The sequence below is a fragment of the Agrobacterium sp. 6Ca8 genome, assembly GCF_055382765.1.
The window spans coordinates 1,950,880-1,967,426 of sequence record NZ_AP026433.1; the positions used below are offsets into that span (position 1 = coordinate 1,950,880).

General features: G+C 58.3%; 13 protein-coding genes. 6 read left to right on the forward strand and 7 right to left on the reverse strand.

The genetic code is table 11. From position 1 onward, the window contains the following. Window positions 1–32: 32 nt before the first annotated feature. From choV to ACZ5A6_RS09760, 3 genes are all read right to left on the reverse strand, one after another. Window positions 33–1,079, reverse strand: coding sequence for a choline ABC transporter ATP-binding protein (gene choV, locus ACZ5A6_RS09750; RefSeq protein WP_003513591.1), 1,047 nt, complete (start codon window positions 1,077–1,079; stop codon window positions 33–35). Next, window positions 1,076–1,927 carry a choline ABC transporter permease subunit gene (gene choW, locus ACZ5A6_RS09755; RefSeq protein WP_003513593.1) on the reverse strand — a complete coding sequence of 284 codons (852 nt, stop codon included), beginning with the start codon at window positions 1,925–1,927 and terminating at the stop codon, window positions 1,076–1,078. Before choW ends, choV begins: the two co-directional genes overlap by 4 nt. Window positions 1,928–2,220: 293 nt before the next feature. Continuing rightward, window positions 2,221–3,123 (reverse strand): choline ABC transporter substrate-binding protein, encoded by a 903-nt coding sequence (locus ACZ5A6_RS09760; RefSeq protein ID WP_233283658.1) that lies wholly within the window; start codon window positions 3,121–3,123, stop codon window positions 2,221–2,223. A 287-nt stretch (window positions 3,124–3,410) separates the two neighbouring features. Between ACZ5A6_RS09760 and ACZ5A6_RS09765 the strand changes: the two genes are divergently transcribed. The 3 genes from ACZ5A6_RS09765 (at window position 3,411) to ACZ5A6_RS09775 (ending at window position 5,956) form a co-directional block, all read left to right on the forward strand. Continuing rightward, complete coding sequence (locus ACZ5A6_RS09765) at window positions 3,411–3,992, forward strand: thymidine kinase (protein ID WP_003513599.1); 582 nt, start codon at window positions 3,411–3,413, stop codon at window positions 3,990–3,992. A gap of 115 nt (window positions 3,993–4,107) precedes the next feature. Further along, window positions 4,108–4,560, forward strand: a complete 453-nt coding sequence (locus ACZ5A6_RS09770) for a pseudoazurin (RefSeq protein ID WP_003513601.1) — start codon at window positions 4,108–4,110, stop codon at window positions 4,558–4,560. A 238-nt stretch (window positions 4,561–4,798) separates the two neighbouring features. After that, window positions 4,799–5,956: a DUF2333 family protein gene (locus ACZ5A6_RS09775; RefSeq protein ID WP_013636632.1), complete on the forward strand. Its 1,158-nt coding sequence runs from the start codon at window positions 4,799–4,801 to the stop codon at window positions 5,954–5,956. Window positions 5,957–5,982: 26 nt separating this feature from the next. On the opposite strand, the gene ACZ5A6_RS09780 is transcribed toward ACZ5A6_RS09775, so the two are convergent. Together ACZ5A6_RS09780 and ACZ5A6_RS09785 are read right to left on the reverse strand one after the other, a co-directional pair. Continuing rightward, on the reverse strand, window positions 5,983–6,699 hold the full coding sequence (locus ACZ5A6_RS09780; protein WP_013636633.1) for a helix-turn-helix transcriptional regulator: 717 nt from the start codon (window positions 6,697–6,699) through the stop codon (window positions 5,983–5,985). Window positions 6,700–6,799: 100 nt separating this feature from the next. Next, window positions 6,800–7,321, reverse strand: coding sequence for a TIGR00645 family protein (locus tag ACZ5A6_RS09785; protein ID WP_013636634.1), 522 nt, complete (start codon window positions 7,319–7,321; stop codon window positions 6,800–6,802). Window positions 7,322–7,680: 359 nt separating this feature from the next. Between ACZ5A6_RS09785 and ACZ5A6_RS09790 the strand changes: the two genes are divergently transcribed. Next, window positions 7,681–9,921 (forward strand): TonB-dependent hemoglobin/transferrin/lactoferrin family receptor, encoded by a 2,241-nt coding sequence (locus ACZ5A6_RS09790; RefSeq protein ID WP_003513609.1) that lies wholly within the window; start codon window positions 7,681–7,683, stop codon window positions 9,919–9,921. 55 nt (window positions 9,922–9,976) lie between these two features. On the opposite strand, the gene ACZ5A6_RS09795 is transcribed toward ACZ5A6_RS09790, so the two are convergent. Beyond that, window positions 9,977–10,873 carry an extensin-like domain-containing protein gene (locus ACZ5A6_RS09795; RefSeq protein ID WP_174061026.1) on the reverse strand — a complete coding sequence of 299 codons (897 nt, stop codon included), beginning with the start codon at window positions 10,871–10,873 and terminating at the stop codon, window positions 9,977–9,979. A 282-nt stretch (window positions 10,874–11,155) separates the two neighbouring features. Between ACZ5A6_RS09795 and ACZ5A6_RS09800 the strand changes: the two genes are divergently transcribed. After that, entirely contained in the window at window positions 11,156–13,345 is a 2,190-nt protein-coding gene (locus ACZ5A6_RS09800; RefSeq protein ID WP_003513614.1) for an anthranilate synthase, read from the forward strand. A 76-nt stretch (window positions 13,346–13,421) separates the two neighbouring features. Here the strand turns inward: ACZ5A6_RS09800 and ACZ5A6_RS09805 are convergent, their stop codons facing one another. Further along, complete coding sequence (locus ACZ5A6_RS09805) at window positions 13,422–14,366, reverse strand: HD-GYP domain-containing protein (protein ID WP_065659135.1); 945 nt, start codon at window positions 14,364–14,366, stop codon at window positions 13,422–13,424. A 276-nt stretch (window positions 14,367–14,642) separates the two neighbouring features. Between ACZ5A6_RS09805 and ade the strand changes: the two genes are divergently transcribed. Then, window positions 14,643–16,337, forward strand: a complete 1,695-nt coding sequence (gene ade, locus ACZ5A6_RS09810) for an adenine deaminase (RefSeq protein WP_019565181.1) — start codon at window positions 14,643–14,645, stop codon at window positions 16,335–16,337. Window positions 16,338–16,547: the final 210 nt, after the last annotated feature.

Here is a 16,547-nt window from a genome sequence, read left to right on the forward strand (position 1 = left end):
CCTTTCGTTTTCTCGACCAATGCGAGTGTTTCTCATTTCTTGCGGTGGCGAGTGAGGCCTGTCACAATTTCGTCTGCGGAAATCGTGCCTATAATTGCGCCATTATCGACAACACCGATCGCGCCGGAATGTTTCGAGAGCGCATCGAGGATATCGATCAGCGGCGATGTCGGACGGGCGGTAGCGGCCACGTTCAACCGGCCGTTTTGTTCATCCACGCCTGGCTTCATCACGTCCGCGGCGGTCAGCATGGAGATCGGGTTCATGTTCTGCACGAAATCCGCGACATATTGCGTAGCCGGTTGCTTGACGATCTGCTGCGGCGTGCCGCACTGGATGATACGCCCGCCCTCCATCATGGCGATGCGGTTGCCGATGCGGAATGCCTCGTCCAGATCGTGACTGACGAAGAGGATGGTTTTCTTCAACCGGCTCTGGAACTCCAGAAGTTCGTCCTGAAGGCGGCTTCTGATGAGCGGGTCGAGCGCCGAGAACGGCTCGTCCATCAAGAGAATGGGCGCTCCGGTCGCGAAGGCGCGCGCCAGCCCTACGCGCTGCTGCATGCCGCCGGAAAGCTCCCCCACCTTGCGGTCAGCCCAGGCGGACAGGTTCACCAGCTCAAGCTGCTCGGCCACCATGCGCTTGCGCTCCGCTTCCGGCGTCCCGGAAAGCTCCAGCCCGAAACCGACATTGTCGGCAACGTTTCGCCAGGGCAGCAGGCCGAATTGCTGGAAGACCATCGAAACCGTATGCATGCGCAGATCGCGCAGCGCCTTCGCCGTCGCCCGATAGGGATCGACAAAACCGGACGCCGTCTTCACGCTGACATTGCCGCGCACCACAGGCGCAAGGCCGTTAACGGCCCTGAGCAGCGTCGATTTACCGGAGCCCGAAAGCCCCATGAGCACGAGTATCTCGCCCTCATTTACCGAAAGCGAGGCATTCGCAACGCCGAGGACCAGTCCGGTCTGCTCGTTTATCTCGTCACGCGTGCTGCCCTTGTCGATCAGCGCCAGCGCCGCCTCGGGCCGGTCGCCGAAGACGATATCGACATTTCCGAAGATGATTGCATCACTCATAGATCATGCTCCGTGCCGGGAAGGCGGAAAAGTCGGTCGAGAACGATCGCCAATATGACGATGCACAACCCCGCTTCGAAGCCCATGGCGATGTTGACGGTGTTCAATGCGCGTACCACCGGCACCCCAAGGCCGTTGGCGCCGACGAGGGCGGAGATGACCACCATCGAAAGCGAAAGCATGATCGTCTGGGTAAGACCCGCCATGATCTGCGGCGCAGCGAAGGGAAGCTCCACCTTGCGCAGAACCTGCGATGGCGTGGCACCGAAGGCGATGGCCGCTTCCACCAGCGCCGGCGGCGTCGAAACGATGCCGAGACGGGTCAGTCGCACGGGCGCGGGAATTGCGAAGATGACGGTGGCGATAAGTCCGGGAACCATGCCGAGGCCGAACAGCACTAGCGCCGGAATGAGATAGACGAAGGTCGGAATGGTCTGCATCAGATCCAGCACCGGGCGCATGCCGGCATAGATCCACTTGCGCCGCGCCGCCAGTATTCCAAGCGGTATGCCGATGATCATGCAGACCGCGCTGGAGGCAAGAACGAGCGCCAGCGTTTCCGTCGTCGCCTTCCAGTACCCGAGATTGATGATGAACAGCAGACCAAGCGCCGTAAAGACCGGCATGCCGACCGACCGCCTCGTCCAGGCTGAAAGAGCCGTCACAATCGCGACGATGACCAGCGGATGCGGCGCCTGCAAAACGTAAAGCAGGGCGTTAATGACGCTTTGGAAAATGAAAGAAAGCCAATCGAAGAAAAAAGCGAGATTGCCGGTCAGCCAGTCAATGGCCTCCTTGGCATATCGGCCGACGGGCAGGCGGTTTTCAGGAGCGCTGAGCCATTCCACGGTAAGACAAGACCTTTCGTGAACCAGAGCAATTCCAGTAAAAATGCGTAACGGTTTTGGGCCCGGAATTGCAAAAAAATAAGAAGAACAGGCATTGAAGGTGATCCCGTTTCACCGGAAATGCCGCTAATGCAGAAACGACGGCCGGCAACAGCATTGCCGGACACCGGGATGGCGCGTGACCCCGGATGCGAGAAAAATTCGCGGACCGAGATCATGCAAAGGACATCGTAATTTCCTGCAGTATCCGGCCTGTTTACAAGCTTAGGCCGGATACATGCGTTGTCTGCAACCTAGAGGCCCAAGGCCTTCTTGACGGCGGGCAAGGCGTCAGCGCTGCCATCCTTGGTCTTGACGTTGGCAAGCCAAGGTTCGATCGCGGCCGGGTTGGCCTTCAGCCAGGCAGTCGCCGCCGCTTCGCCCTCGAGGCCATCATTCAGGATCTTACCCATGATCTCGTTTTCCATGGGCAGGGAGAATTCCAGGTTCTTGAGAAAGACGCCAACATTCGGGCATTCCTCGGTGTAACCCTTGCGGACATTGGTGTAGATCGTCGCGCCGCCGAGATTGGGGCCGAAAACCTCGTCACCGCCGGTCAGATAGGTCAGCTTGAAATTCGTATTCATGGGATGCGGTTCCCAGCCGAGGAACACGATCGGTTCGCCGGATTTCCCCGCGCGGGCAACCTGCGACAGCATGCCCTGTTCGGAGGATTCGACCACCTCGAAACTCTTCAGCCCGAAGGTGTCCTTGGCGACCATGTCGAGGATCAGGCGGTTGCCGTCATTGCCGGGCTCGATGCCGTAGATCTTGCCGCCGAGATCGCCGCTATGGGCCGCGATATCCTTGAAATCCTTGATGCCGAGTTCAGCACCCTTGGCATTGGTCGCGAGCGTGTATTTCGCGCCGGTCAGGTTTTCACGCAGCGTTTCAACCGACTTGTCGTCGCGGTAAGGCGCGATATCGCCTTCCATGGTCGGCATCCAGTTGCCGAGGAACACGTCGATGTCCTTGTTTTTCAGGGATGTATAGGTAACGGGCACCGAGAGAAGCTTGACGTCGGTTTCATAACCGAGGCTCTTCAGCAGCACCGTGGCAGTCGCTGTGGTGGCAGTGATGTCGGTCCAGCCCACATCGGAAAAACGAACCTTGCCACAACTTGCCGGCTCCGCAGCGCCGGCTGCATTGAACGTCATGACGGAGATTGCTGCGGCCAAAGCCAGACAGCGACTTCTATTTGCAAACATCGCTTGCTCCCTTTTTTTCGTTCCCTTGCCATTATCAATATCTGCCGGACACAATCAACTCGCGTGCATTTGCGTGCTTTGGCCCGCCGTTTGCGACACGACGATGAAAATCTCCGGCTTTTTAGTCCGCGATACGGACAGCTGCGGGATGCGGAAATCTGTGTTTTTCCCGTTGCGGCACTTTTCAACCCGGCCCTTCGCCGTCAAAAGACGCGAAGGTGTACAGGGAGTGGACGATGGCAAAACTCTATTTCAATTATGCGGCGATGAACGCCGGCAAGTCGACCATGTTGTTACAGGCATCCTATAATTATCACGAGCGCGGCATGCGCACGTTGATTTTCACGGCCGCCTTTGACGACCGGGCCGGCTTCGGCCGGGTCGCGTCGCGCATCGGCCTGTCGTCCGACGCACGGACCTTCGACGCAAACACCGATATCTTCTCCGAAGTGGAGGCCCTGCATGCCGAAGCGCCCGTTGCCTGCGTTTTCATCGATGAAGCCAACTTCCTGTCCGAACACCATGTCTGGCAGCTTGCCGGTATTGCCGACCGGTTGAACATTCCGGTGATGGCCTACGGCCTGCGCACGGATTTTCAGGGCAAGCTTTTCCCGGCCTCCAGGGAACTGCTCGCCATTGCCGACGAGCTTCGCGAAATCCGCACCATCTGCCATTGCGGCCGCAAGGCGACGATGGTCGCCCGTTTCGACAATGAAGGAAATGTGGTCAAGGAAGGCGCGCAGATCGATGTCGGCGGCAACGAAAAATACGTCTCCTTCTGCCGCCGCCACTGGGTCGAAACGGTCAAGGGCGACTGACCGTCTGCGGCCGGTTGCCGCATTTGATTTTTCGCAAGGATGGCTCCCCTGCTCCTGCGCTAACACCATGCGGACACATTCGCGTGGGATGTGCTTTCTCTCAGGAGCAAAAGATATGCACAACAAAACTGCCACCGTCGCCAGCCTTGCCATCGCTGCTGCCCTCCTTGCCTTTCCCGCCCTGTCGGCCGAAATCGAGGTGAAGATGCTCAACAAGGGCAGCGATGGCCAGGCGATGGTCTTTGAACCGGCAACCGTCAAGGCAGCTGTCGGCGACGTCATTTCCTTCGTGCCCGTCGACAAGGGTCATGATGCGGCTGCCGTCAAGGAAATGCTTCCCGAGGGCGTTGCGGACTTCAAGGGCAAGATGAACGAGACGGTGAAACTGACTGTCGAGAAGGACGGCGCATACGTCGTCAAATGCACGCCGCATCTCGGCATGGGCATGGTCGCCCTCGTTGTGGTCGGCGATGCCGCACCGGCCAATCTCGATGCCATAAAGACCGGCAAGCTGCCGAAAAAGGCGCGGGAGCGGCTGGACGCCGAAATTGCCAAGCTCGGTCTGTAACCGCCTGTCACCTTGTCCAGGCGATACATGCTCCACGCGTAGTTCCGGAACACGGGAACGACCCGCGCGGACCGCAGGTTGAGAAAAGTTTCGCAATCATGTTGTATCCCGGTGGGTAGGGACATATCTGGAAGACAGTAAACGACCGCGGTTGTTGCGAAGCGCCAAAAGGCGTATGGCCGAACCGCGGTTGTTCCTTCCGGCGTTCAGCCCCACGGGCAGAGGAGACTATGACGACATGATCGACCGGATAACCGCTTTGATTCAGGCAGCCTTCAACGCCATCGGCAAGGCCGCCGGTCTGGTCGTCGCCTGGCTTCTGTGGCCTTTCATGGCCGCCCACGGCTGGTACCGCGACCGCAACTGGATCATCAAGGGTCCGATCGCTCTGGTGCTCATCCTTCTGGCCGGCTTTTACGGATACTTCTTCTGGCAAACGCAGGTCTGGACGAATTTCGACCCGGATTATATTTCCCGTTACAAGCTTGCCGAACGCACGGTGCCGCCCGGGCAGGAATTGCCGGCTGCGACACCCACGGCCGCCGCCGGCGCCACCGGTGCTGCCGCAAACACCTCCGCACCGGTATGCCAGCGCTCGGCTATCGTCGATGCCGCCGCCGATCTCACCGATTTCAACGTCAATCAGAATGCATGGATTTCCTCCATGCTGCTCTATCGTCTCGGCCTTTTCGGCATGGACTGGGACAGCACGCCATTTCTGGACAACAAGGCGTCCTTCCAGCGCGGCGTGAACCAGGCGGTGCGCCGCACCGCGGTGGAACTGGTGGATACGCTCGGTCGCGTTCGTGGAACATCCGGTATTAACAACAATCTCCAGGAAGCGCGCGGGAACATGCAGTTCAGCGAATATTCCTGGTATTTCGGCCTCGATCCGTTTGGCCCCAAAACACCGACACCGAGCTACTATCGCGCCGCCATCCGCAGCTTCCAGGCATTTAACGGTGAACTCACCGCCTGCAAGGCCGTCTTCGATACCCGCGCCGATAACCTCATCCAGTTCATCGACCGCATTGCCGGCGATATCGGCTCGACATCGGCCATTCTGCGCGAGCGTTCGGAAAACTATAATGGCGGCTGGTTCGACACTCGCGCGGACGACCGTTTCTGGTTCGCCTATGGCCAGCTCTATGGTTATTACGGCGTGCTATCAGCAGCCGGATCGGACTTCGCGCAGGTTATTCGCGAACGCAATCTGACCAATCTCTGGAACGACACCCTGGGACAGACCCGTGCGGCGCTACGCATCCAGCCGGCGATCATTTCCAACGGCGACGAAAGCGGTTGGATCATGCCCTCGCACCTTGCCACCATGGGATTTTATGTTCTGCGCGTTCGCTCCAACCTCGTCGAGCTTCGCTCCGTTCTCGACAGGTAAGTCAACAGCTTGGACCGGCATGAAAATCAGCTTATCAGGCCAAGGCGTATTGTCTTGGCCACCAGCTGCGCGCGGTTGACGCAATCGAGCTTGCGAATGGCGTTGTTCATATAGGTATTGACGGTGTGCTCCGAGATGGACAGAAGCTCGGCAATCTCCACGGAGGTCTTGCCCTGCGCAGTCCAGCGAACCACGTCGAGTTCCCGCTTCGTCAGTGGTGAGGGGAGTTTTGAGCCTGCACGACAAAGCCGGTCATAGGCCTCCAGGGCGTGAAGGGCGATCATGCACAGCTCGTTCAGCGAACCCTGCGACAGGACATCGCAATCGCCCGCGAAATTCATCAGATGCCGGTTTCCGTCCATGCCGTTCACCGGCACCAGAAGACCGGAGGTGATGCCCATGCCGCGCAGCAGGGTTGAGACTTCCAGCAGCGAGCCGCAGTTGATGTCCTTATCGTCAAGAGACCAGTATTGCGGCATCATCGATGAAGCGCCGCGCTTTATGACGGGACAATCTGCAAGTTCACCGTCCCGGGTCATCGCATTCACCACCCACACCGGCAGGCTGCTTTCCACCACTATCGGCAGGGCATAGGCATTGCGAATGCTCGGCAGCTTCAGCAAGGTCACGTAGGAATAACTGAACGCCTGCATCACCTGCTGCAGCGCCGCCAGCCATTGGGGTCTGTCAATGGCAGCCGAAAGGTCGCGGCAAAGTCTGGCCTGGCGTTCCGTCTTTGGCATTCAGGCGCCACCCGGCGGTGGGCGCAGGACACCCAGAAGCGACGACCAGGCGGCATGGGCAAACAGTGTTGCAACCTTCATATCGGGCGGACCACCTTGACTAAAGTGCCGGTTTTTCGGGTTTATCCTTCGGCTTGGCCATCAGTTTCTCCAGGAAACCGAGCATGACCGCCGAGACGACAAAGGCCAGATGGATGATGGTGAACCACATCAACTGGCTATCCGTATACTGACTGGCGTTGAGGAATATCTGTAGCAGGTGGATCGACGAAATCGCCACAATCGACGATGCGACCTTGATTTTCAGGCTGCCGGCATCAAGCTTGCCCAGAAACGAAACCTCGTCATCCGCCTCATCGAAACGGCTGACGAAATTCTCATAGCCGGAGATCATCACCATGACGATAAGGCTCGCGACCAGCGCCGCATCGATCAGCCCGAGCATGGCGAGGATCATGTCCGATTCGTCGTAAGTGAAAACGTTTTTGGCGACCTTCAGGAACTTCAGCACGAAGGAAAATGCATAAACGGCCAGCGCCGCAACGAGCCCGAGATAAAACACGACAAGCAGCCAGCGGCTGGAGAGAATGATCCGCTCGACGAGCAGTTCAAGTGACTTCATTTCCGTATCCGATTACTTTTTTGTATATTGTTGGAGCATGCATTCTTCCGCCATCTAAACTGGCTGCGAATATCCTAGCAAGCGTCAATGTCGGGACTTTGGCCGGAACCCGGCATTTTCGGGCCTCTCCACCGGTCCGGATGCAGTCTCACGGGGCGTCACATTTTTGCCACGCACCGTTATGCTTTAAAACATGATGATAAAAGTCATATATAATATGTTGACAGTTATGATCATGTTTTTTAGTCCTCAGCAATCGGCTTGCCCGTAACAAATCAAAACAGTTTCAGCCGCGACAGCAAGCGCGGCGCGTTTTTGCGCGCCATAGCTTCTGCGCGCGCCTTATCCGGGGGTATTTAATGTCCATCTCGCGCACACATTCGGCGCTGTTTTTGTGCACTGCCATGTCTCTTCTGCCCTTTGCCGGACCTGCGCAATCGCAGGATGCCGCTTCGCAGACGAACGACACCACCACGCTGGAGAAGATCGTGGTCAAGGGCAAGCGCGTCAAAAGCGCGAATGCAGCCGCCGACACACCGCTTGCAAGCCAGACGACGGCGGAAGACATCAGGAAGAAAGACATCGGCAGCATCAAGGACCTCGGAAACTCCACCGAGCCGGGTGTCGATTATGTGGATGCCAAGCCCGGCAGGCCCGGCGGCCTGTTCATTCGCGGTCTGGGCGGCGCCCGTGTCGTGACCCTGATCGACAATATTCCCGTTCCCTACTTCAACAATTTCGCCCGTCAGGGACAGGCCACGACGACCCTGAGTGATACCAGTTCGAGCTTTGATTTTTCATCGCTTTCCACGGTTGACGTTGTACGCGGCGCCGATTCCAGCCGCATCGGTTCCGGCGCCCTTGGCGGCGCACTCGTTCTGCGCACGCTTGAGCCGGAAGACCTGATCGGTGAAGGCAAGGACTGGGGCGGTGTTGCCAAGACCACCTATGACAGCGAGGACAGAAGCGTCGGCGGATCGCTCGCCGTTGCAAAGAAGATCGAAAACACCTCGGTTCTGTTCCAGGGCTCCTACAAGCGCGGCAACGAAACGGACAATAAGGGCTTCGCCGATATCTACGGAACCCGCCGCACCAAGCCCAACCCGGCAGATACCTACGAAAGCAACCTGATGTTCAAGATCCGCCAGGATCTGGAAGGCGGCCACCGCATCGGACTTACGGCCGAGCGTTATTCATTGCGAGATCGCAGCGACATGCGAACCCTGCAAGGCGTCAGCGTATCGGGATCGACTTACCGTATTGGCGACTACAGCGGCTACGAGGATACGGAGCGCGACCGCGTATCGCTTGATTACGAATATGAAGCGCCGTCGACAGACAGCCTGATCGATGCAGCCAATCTGTCGCTCTACTGGACGCGCCTCTCCAAGGAATCCGGCGCTGGCAACCGGCTGACCAACAACTCGCTCTATATCCGCGAAGACAGCATGCGCAACAGCGCTTTCGGCATCGTCGGCGGCCTTGAATCCGGTTTCGAACTCGGCGGCGTGCAGCACACCGTGCGCTTCGGCGGCAACGCCATGACAACCGATTTCAGCCAGGCGCTTTATGCCAACACAGGCGGAGTGACCTCATCGTCACAGTCGGACATGCCTGACGTGAGCGGCAAGAGCCTTGGCCTCTATCTCGATGACGAAATCGCGTTTGGAAACGGTTTCCGGCTCACCCCCGGCCTGCGCTTCGATTCCTACGATTACGATCCGGATGGCTCGGTATCCAGCAACAGCGGTTACAACACCTTCGGCCTGCCAAGCGGCAATAGCGGTTCGCGCTTCTCGCCGAAGCTGCTCGCCACCTACGACGTGACACCGGAATTGCAGCTCTTCGCACAATGGTCGATGGCCTATCGCGCTCCGACCATCAACGAGCTTTATCTGAACTTCTCGAATATCAGCTCGGGTTATGCCGTGGTCGGCAACTCCGCGCTCAACCCCGAAACCAGCAACGGCTTTGAAATCGGCGCCAATTACGCATCCGGCGATCTGACGGGGAGCCTGACGCTGTTCCACAACAAGTACAAGAACTTCATCGAGCAATACACGACCTCGACGACGCTGTTCCCCGGCTTCGGCGGCAGGGGCAACGGATCGCTCTTCACCTATCGCAACCGCAACAATGTTGAAATCTCCGGCGTGGAAGCCAAGGTCCGCAAGGAACTCGCAAACGGCTTCTTCGCCCATGCGTCGCTTGCTTATGCTTATGGCAAAGACACAGACAGCAACGAATTCATCCGCACGGTGGCGCCGTTCAAGTCCGTCCTCGGCGTCGGTTACGCACAGGAGACATGGGGCACGGAATTCACCGGCATCTTCTCCTCGCATATGCGTGACGACAAGGTGGCCACAACCTACGACGCACCCGGTTACGGCATCTTCAACCTGACCGGCTGGTGGGAACCGGAACAGACCAAGGGCCTGCGCATTCAGGCCGGCGTCTACAACCTGTTCGACAAGCAATACTGGAACGCCGTCGGCGTTCGTGACGTCAACCCCAATGCCGTCAGCACCGTCAACCAGCCTGTCGACTTCTATACGGAAGCGGGACGCACCTTCAAAATCTCTCTGACCCAGAAATTCTAAACCCGGTCGGAACATCATCTCCAGTCGGGGCGGCCTTCGGGTCGCCCCCTTTTTATCAGCGGCAGTAGAGATAACCTCCCTTTCGCTCCAGCACGTCGAGATGCAGGTGATCCTGATGGGTCGCGTCGCTGCCGGGGGAAAGAACGGTTCGGAAGAACAGGCAGGCGGCGGCTGTGATCGTCCGCTGGAAGGCACCTTCCACCGTTCCATCCTCGCCGCGCGGCTTCATCACCAGCGGATCGCCCTTGTCAAAGGAAATGGTGGAAATATCGACAGCATTGCCCTTGGCATGTTCGGAAATCTTGCCGGTTTCGGCACTGTTGCGGTTGCGGCAAATATAGGTCGAGGCATTGGCAATCGCCGTTACCTTTTTGTCCGGCAGGGCGAGAGCCGCAGCCGGCAGCATCATCTCCTTTGTCCAGCGCGATAGCGCAAGGGCGGTTTCGCAGCGCATGGTGCCAGATGGTTCAAGCTTGATGCCCGGCAGCACCACGGAAAGCTCGATCGGCGCTTCAATACCGCACCCCTGCTCTTCGTCGCGGATCGGCTCGAGCTCTTTGAATTCCGCGCCGATTTCCTTCAATGCGCCAAGGCAGGCCTGAAGCTTTGCCGGGTCTTCCGGCTTCACAGGCTCCGGCGGTTTTTCCTCGGGTTTCGTTGCTTCGACAGCCGGAGCTACCGTCTCACCGCCGTTTTGCCCCTTGTCGTCTTTCTTCTTGTCCTCGGCACCCTTCCCTTCCGCGTCGGATTTTCCTTCTTCAGGCGGTTGCGGCTTGGGGGTCGGTTTCGGTGTGTCTTCGGGCGTTTGCGCGCCCTTATCGGCCGGCTTTTCCGTTGTGGCAGGTGCTTGCTGTTCGCCAGGCTTCGGCTGTGGCACCGGCACCTGTGGCGGCGGTTCGGAAGCGGAAATAAGGGCGAGACTCGTCATCAGAAGACACAGGCGATGAAGCATTTTCCGGGGCACTCCTGACTGTTTCGGCAGGACAGGAACGCAACTCGCGCCGGTAAGGTTCATTCCGTCGCCGGAATCCGCTTGCCAAGGCGAATTGTGCAGGCTAACAATTTTCCCATGAACATCGTGTCTATGAACATTGCTAACTGGTGGTGGAGCAGCTTTACGCGGCCTTGACCAGTCATGTCTTCAGACAAAGTCCAAGCCGCCCGAATTTTCAGGCGGCTTTTTTGTTATTCTGCCGCCTGTCATCGGGCCTGAAAAACGGGAAGTGCGAAAGAAATGGTAACGATCATTCAGGATGACGGAGCGGAAACCTACGAGACGAAAGGCGGCATAAAGGTCAGCCGAAAGCGTCGCGCCGCCGAATATGCCAGCGCCATCGACAACTACATCGAAAAGCTCGATGCCCATCGCGGCGCGGTTTTCTCGTCCAACTACGAATATCCGGGCCGCTACACGCGCTGGGATACGGCCATCATCGATCCGCCGCTCGGCATTTCCTGCTTCGGTCGCCAGATGTGGATCGAAGCCTATAACGGTCGCGGCGAAGTACTGCTCGACTTCATCACCGAAAAGCTGAAGGCGACGCCCGATCTGACGCTTGGCGCATCCTCCGTCCGCCGTCTCGACCTCACGGTCAACGAGCCGGACCGCGTCTTTACAGAAGAAGAACGCTCGAAAATCCCGACCGTCTTCACGGCGCTGCGCGCCATCGTCGACCTGTTCTATTCGAATGCGGATTCGGCCATCGGCCTGTTCGGCGCGTTCGGTTACGATCTCGCTTTCCAGTTCGACGCGATCAAGCTTTCGCTCGCGCGCCCGGAAGACCAGCGCGACATGGTGCTGTATCTGCCCGACGAAATTCTCGTCGTGGACCATTATTCCGCCAAGGCCTGGATCGACCGTTACGATTTCGAGAAGGACGGTGTAACGACGGACGGCAAGTCCTCAGAGATCGCGCCCGATCCCTTCAAGACCACCGACACGATCCCGCCCAAGGGCGATCACCGTCCCGGCGAATATTCCGAGCTGGTGGTGAAGGCCAAGGAAAGCTTCCGACGCGGCGATCTGTTCGAGGTCGTTCCCGGCCAGAAGTTCATGGAGCGCTGCGAAAGCAATCCATCGGCGATCTCCCGCCGCCTGAAGGCGATCAACCCTTCGCCCTATTCCTTCTTCATCAATCTCGGTCATCAGGAATATCTGGTCGGTGCTTCGCCGGAAATGTTCGTGCGCGTCTCCGGCCGTCGCATTGAGACCTGCCCGATTTCAGGCACCATCAAGCGTGGCGACGACCCGATTGCCGACAGCGAGCAGATCCTGAAGCTGCTGAATTCGAAGAAGGACGAGTCCGAACTAACCATGTGCTCGGACGTGGACCGCAACGACAAGAGCCGCGTCTGCGAACCGGGTTCGGTGAAGGTCATCGGCCGCCGCCAGATCGAGATGTATTCGCGCCTCATCCACACGGTGGACCACATCGAGGGCCGTCTGCGCGACGACATGGATGCCTTCGATGGCTTCCTCAGCCACGCCTGGGCCGTCACCGTCACCGGCGCACCGAAGCTCTGGGCCATGCGCTTCATTGAAAGCCATGAAAAGAGCCCGCGCGCCTGGTATGGCGGTGCAATCGGCATGGTCGGTTTCAACGGCGACATGAATACCGGGCTTACGCTGCGCACCATCCGTATCAAGGATGGCATCGCGGAAGTCCGCGCCGGTGCGACGCTTCTCAATGATTCCAATCCGCAGGAAGAAGAAGCCGAAACCGAACTGAAGGCATCCGCCATGATCGCGGCCATTCGCGATGCAAAAGCCACAAACTCCGCCGCCACCAAGCGCGATGCCGCCAAGGTAGGCACCGGCGTCAAGATCCTGCTGGTCGATCACGAAGACAGTTTCGTGCACACACTGGCGAATTATTTCCGCCAGACGGGCGCCACGGTTTCCACCGTCAGAACGCCGGTCGCAGCGGAGGTCTTCGACCGCTTCCAGCCCGATCTCGTCGTGCTTTCGCCCGGACCGGGCAGCCCGACGGATTTCGACTGCAAGGCGACGATCAAGGCCGCCCGCGCCCGCGAGCTGCCGATCTTCGGTGTGTGCCTCGGTCTTCAGGCGCTGGCGGAAGCCTATGGCGGCGAACTTCGCCAACTTGCGGTACCAATGCACGGCAAGCCCTCACGCATCCGCGTGCTGGAGCCAGGCCTGGTCTTCTCCGGTCTCGGCAAGGAAGTGACCGTGGGTCGCTACCACTCGATCTTCGCCGACCCTTCCACCCTTCCGCGTGATTTCATCATCACCGCGGAAAGTGAAGACGGCACGATCATGGGCATAGAACACGCCAAGGAACCGGTAGCCGCCGTTCAGTTCCACCCGGAATCGATCATGACTCTCGGCCAGGATGCCGGCATGCGCATGATCGAGAACGTCGTGGTGCATCTCACCCGCAAGGCGAAAACCAAGGCAGCGTAAACATCCTGCATCGGCGGCGTCACTTCGGCGCCGCCGGGCAAGCCTCAAACAGCGCGACTTCGAGATCGCCTGCTGCCTAGCTACGCGGCAGCGATGTGGAAATGCACAGCGCGAATTTCTTCAAAAGTTGCATGTCGAAGTGGCCTTCCCGGCGCAACATCCACGTCAGCGCTTCGTTTGCCGTCCACGGCTTCTTGTAGGGCCGAACCGAGGTTACGGCGTCATAGACATCGCAGATCGCCGCAATGCGCGCGTGAAGACTGATCTCGTTTCCGGCGCAGCCGCTGGGATAACCGCCGCCATCAATGCGCTCGTGATGATTGAAGCAGACATCCAGAACCATGGCCGGCATCTGCTCGTTGCGAGACAAGATATCCCGGCCAAACGTTGGATGAAGATTGATGATTTCCCGCTCGGTGGCGCTTAAACCTTCCGCCTTGTTGAGGATCGATGAAGGAATTTCCACCTTGCCGATATCGTGCAGCAGGCCGCTGATGCCGAGCAGATCTACCGTTTCCTTGTCCAGCCCGAGATAATTGCCAAAATGGATCATCAACCCGCTGACGGAAACCGAATGCACGAAGGTCGTCTCGTCCTTCGACTTCAACCGGGTAACGCCGATGAAAATCGCCGGGTTCGACTGGACCGCATCGGAAATCTTGCCGGCCGCCGCTGTCATGCCCTTGAGCGACACGCAGCCACCGGCTTCGGCAACGGCAAATGTCTCGGCAATGGCATCGGCGGCAGAGCGCACGGCATGGGTGATGGCAGCCATGGTTTCGGGGCCATTGTTTAATCGCGGCGGGACGGTTCCAGAGTACGGCCTACCCTCGATATCGTTTCCCTTGGCCGTATTGATGATGATGCTTTCAGCGCCGCTCAATTTCAATTGACGCATCAACTCTTCATGGCGCAGAAGAAATCGATATCGCTGCAAAAATCCGCTGTTCGAAAGCGCTCCCTCGACCGCTTCGATAAACATGCCAACCGTCAATTGCTGGGTAGAAATTCGTTTGAGCATCAGACGCTTTTATTTTCCTTCCCGGGAATGGTAACCTCCGCTGGCAATTGCTGAAAAGACCGGAACCAACCGGTATCCCTGCAAGGGTAAGTTACGCATTCCTAACATTGTTCAATTTTGGAACTTAAACATAAGATAGCACGAATATGAAAATTTTTTACTCTGGATATATTTAAAACGCAAAGAATCAATTCGATTAAGCCAAGAAACAACCTAAGAATGTAAATACTGAAAATTCTCGCGAACGACGTAAACCAGGAGCCGAAGAAAAGCCGCATGAATTCGAAACTTGAAACGCGCATCGATCAGGGTACGGGCCGTGAACCGGCAGATATAGTTCTCAAGGGCGGACGATTCTTCGACCTCGTAACTGGAGAACTTGTTGCCTCCGACATCGCCATCTGCGGCGATACCATCGTTGGAACTTGCGAAAGCTACAAGGGTCGCCGGGAAATCGACATTTCGGGGAAAATCGTCGTTCCAGGTTTCATCGATACCCATCTCCACATCGAATCATCGCTGGTGACGCCGCACGAATTCGACCGCTGCGTTCTGCCCTACGGCGTTACCACCGCCATCTGCGACCCGCATGAGATCGCCAATGTTCTGGGCGCGGAGGGGCTTCGGTTCTTCCTGGACAGTTCCATGGAAACCATCATGGACATCCGCGTGCAGCTCTCGTCCTGCGTGCCCGCAACCCATCTGGAAACCTCGGGCGCCGATCTGCCGATCGAAAAACTGCTGCCGTTCCGTGATCATCCGAAGGTTATCGGCCTTGCCGAATTCATGAATTTTCCGGGTGTCATCCACAAAGACCCGGTATGCATGGCAAAACTCGAAGCCTTTCAGGGACAGCATATCGACGGACACGCGCCGCTTCTGTCGGGAACGGCGCTAAACGGATATCTGGCAGCCGGCATCCGCACCGAACATGAGTGCACCAGTGCTGCCGAGGCTTTGGAAAAGATCCGCAAGGGCATGCATATTCTCGTGCGCGAAGGCTCGGTCTCAAAAGACCTTCACGCCCTGATGCCTGTTATCACCGAGCGTCTGTCGCCTTATCTTGCGCTTTGCACCGATGACCGCAACCCACTCGACATCGCCGAACAGGGTCATCTCGATTATATGATCCGCACGGCAATCGCCAACGGCGTGGAACCGCTCGCCATCTACCGCGCCGCCTCGATTTCCGCCGCAAAGGCCTTCGGCCTGCGCGATCGCGGTCTTATCGCACCGGGCTGGCGCGCCGACCTCGTGGTGATCGACACCTTGCAGAACTGCAAGGCTGGCATGGTCTTCTCCGGCGGCCGTATCGTCGATGACGCGCTGTTTGCCACCCGCAAGCCGGTCGCGCCCGTCGGTCTTGACAGCGTCAAGGCAAGACCCGTGCTCGCCGCCCATTTCGGCGTGCCGGTCGCGCAAGGCGAGACCCCGGTGATGGGCGTGCTCCCCGGCAAGATCATCACCGAACATCGCCGCTACACGCTGCCGACGGACGGCAACCAGACGACTGTCGATCTCGCAAACGACATCATCAAGGTCGCCGTCATCGAGCGCCATGGCAAGAACGGCAACCACGCCAACGGCTTCGTGCAGGGCTTCGGGCTGAAGAAGGGCGCCATCGCCTCCACTGTCGGTCATGACAGCCACAATATCTGCGTTGTCGGCGTTAACGAGGACGACATGGCGCTGGCCGCCAACCGGCTCGGCGAAATCAAGGGCGGTTTCGTGGTAGTCGAAGACGGCAAGGTGACGGGCGAGATTGCGCTCCCTGTTGCCGGGTTGATGAGCCTCGAACCTTACGAAACGGTGCGAGACACGCTCCACACCCTGCGAAAGGCAGCCTATGCGCTCGGCACGACGCTCGAGGAGCCCTTCCTGCAGGTGGCTTTCCTGCCGCTACCCGTCATCCCGCACCTGAAGATTTCCGACATGGGCATGGTGGATGTGGATCGGTTTGCACTGATCTGACGATGGAGTTTATCGGCTGGAAACAGCGTAATCTGCTTATGCCGCGTTTCTGAGACGGCGCGAGCCGTCTCAGGTTTTCGTTTCTGCAGGCCAGGTCACGTAATAATATTTGCCCGCGACCCTGCCAAAATAGGCGTGGCGCAAGTTCCCGGAATTAGAATAAATGAGCCGAGCGACGTCCGCATAAAAAAGAAGGCGAAACGGACGGAT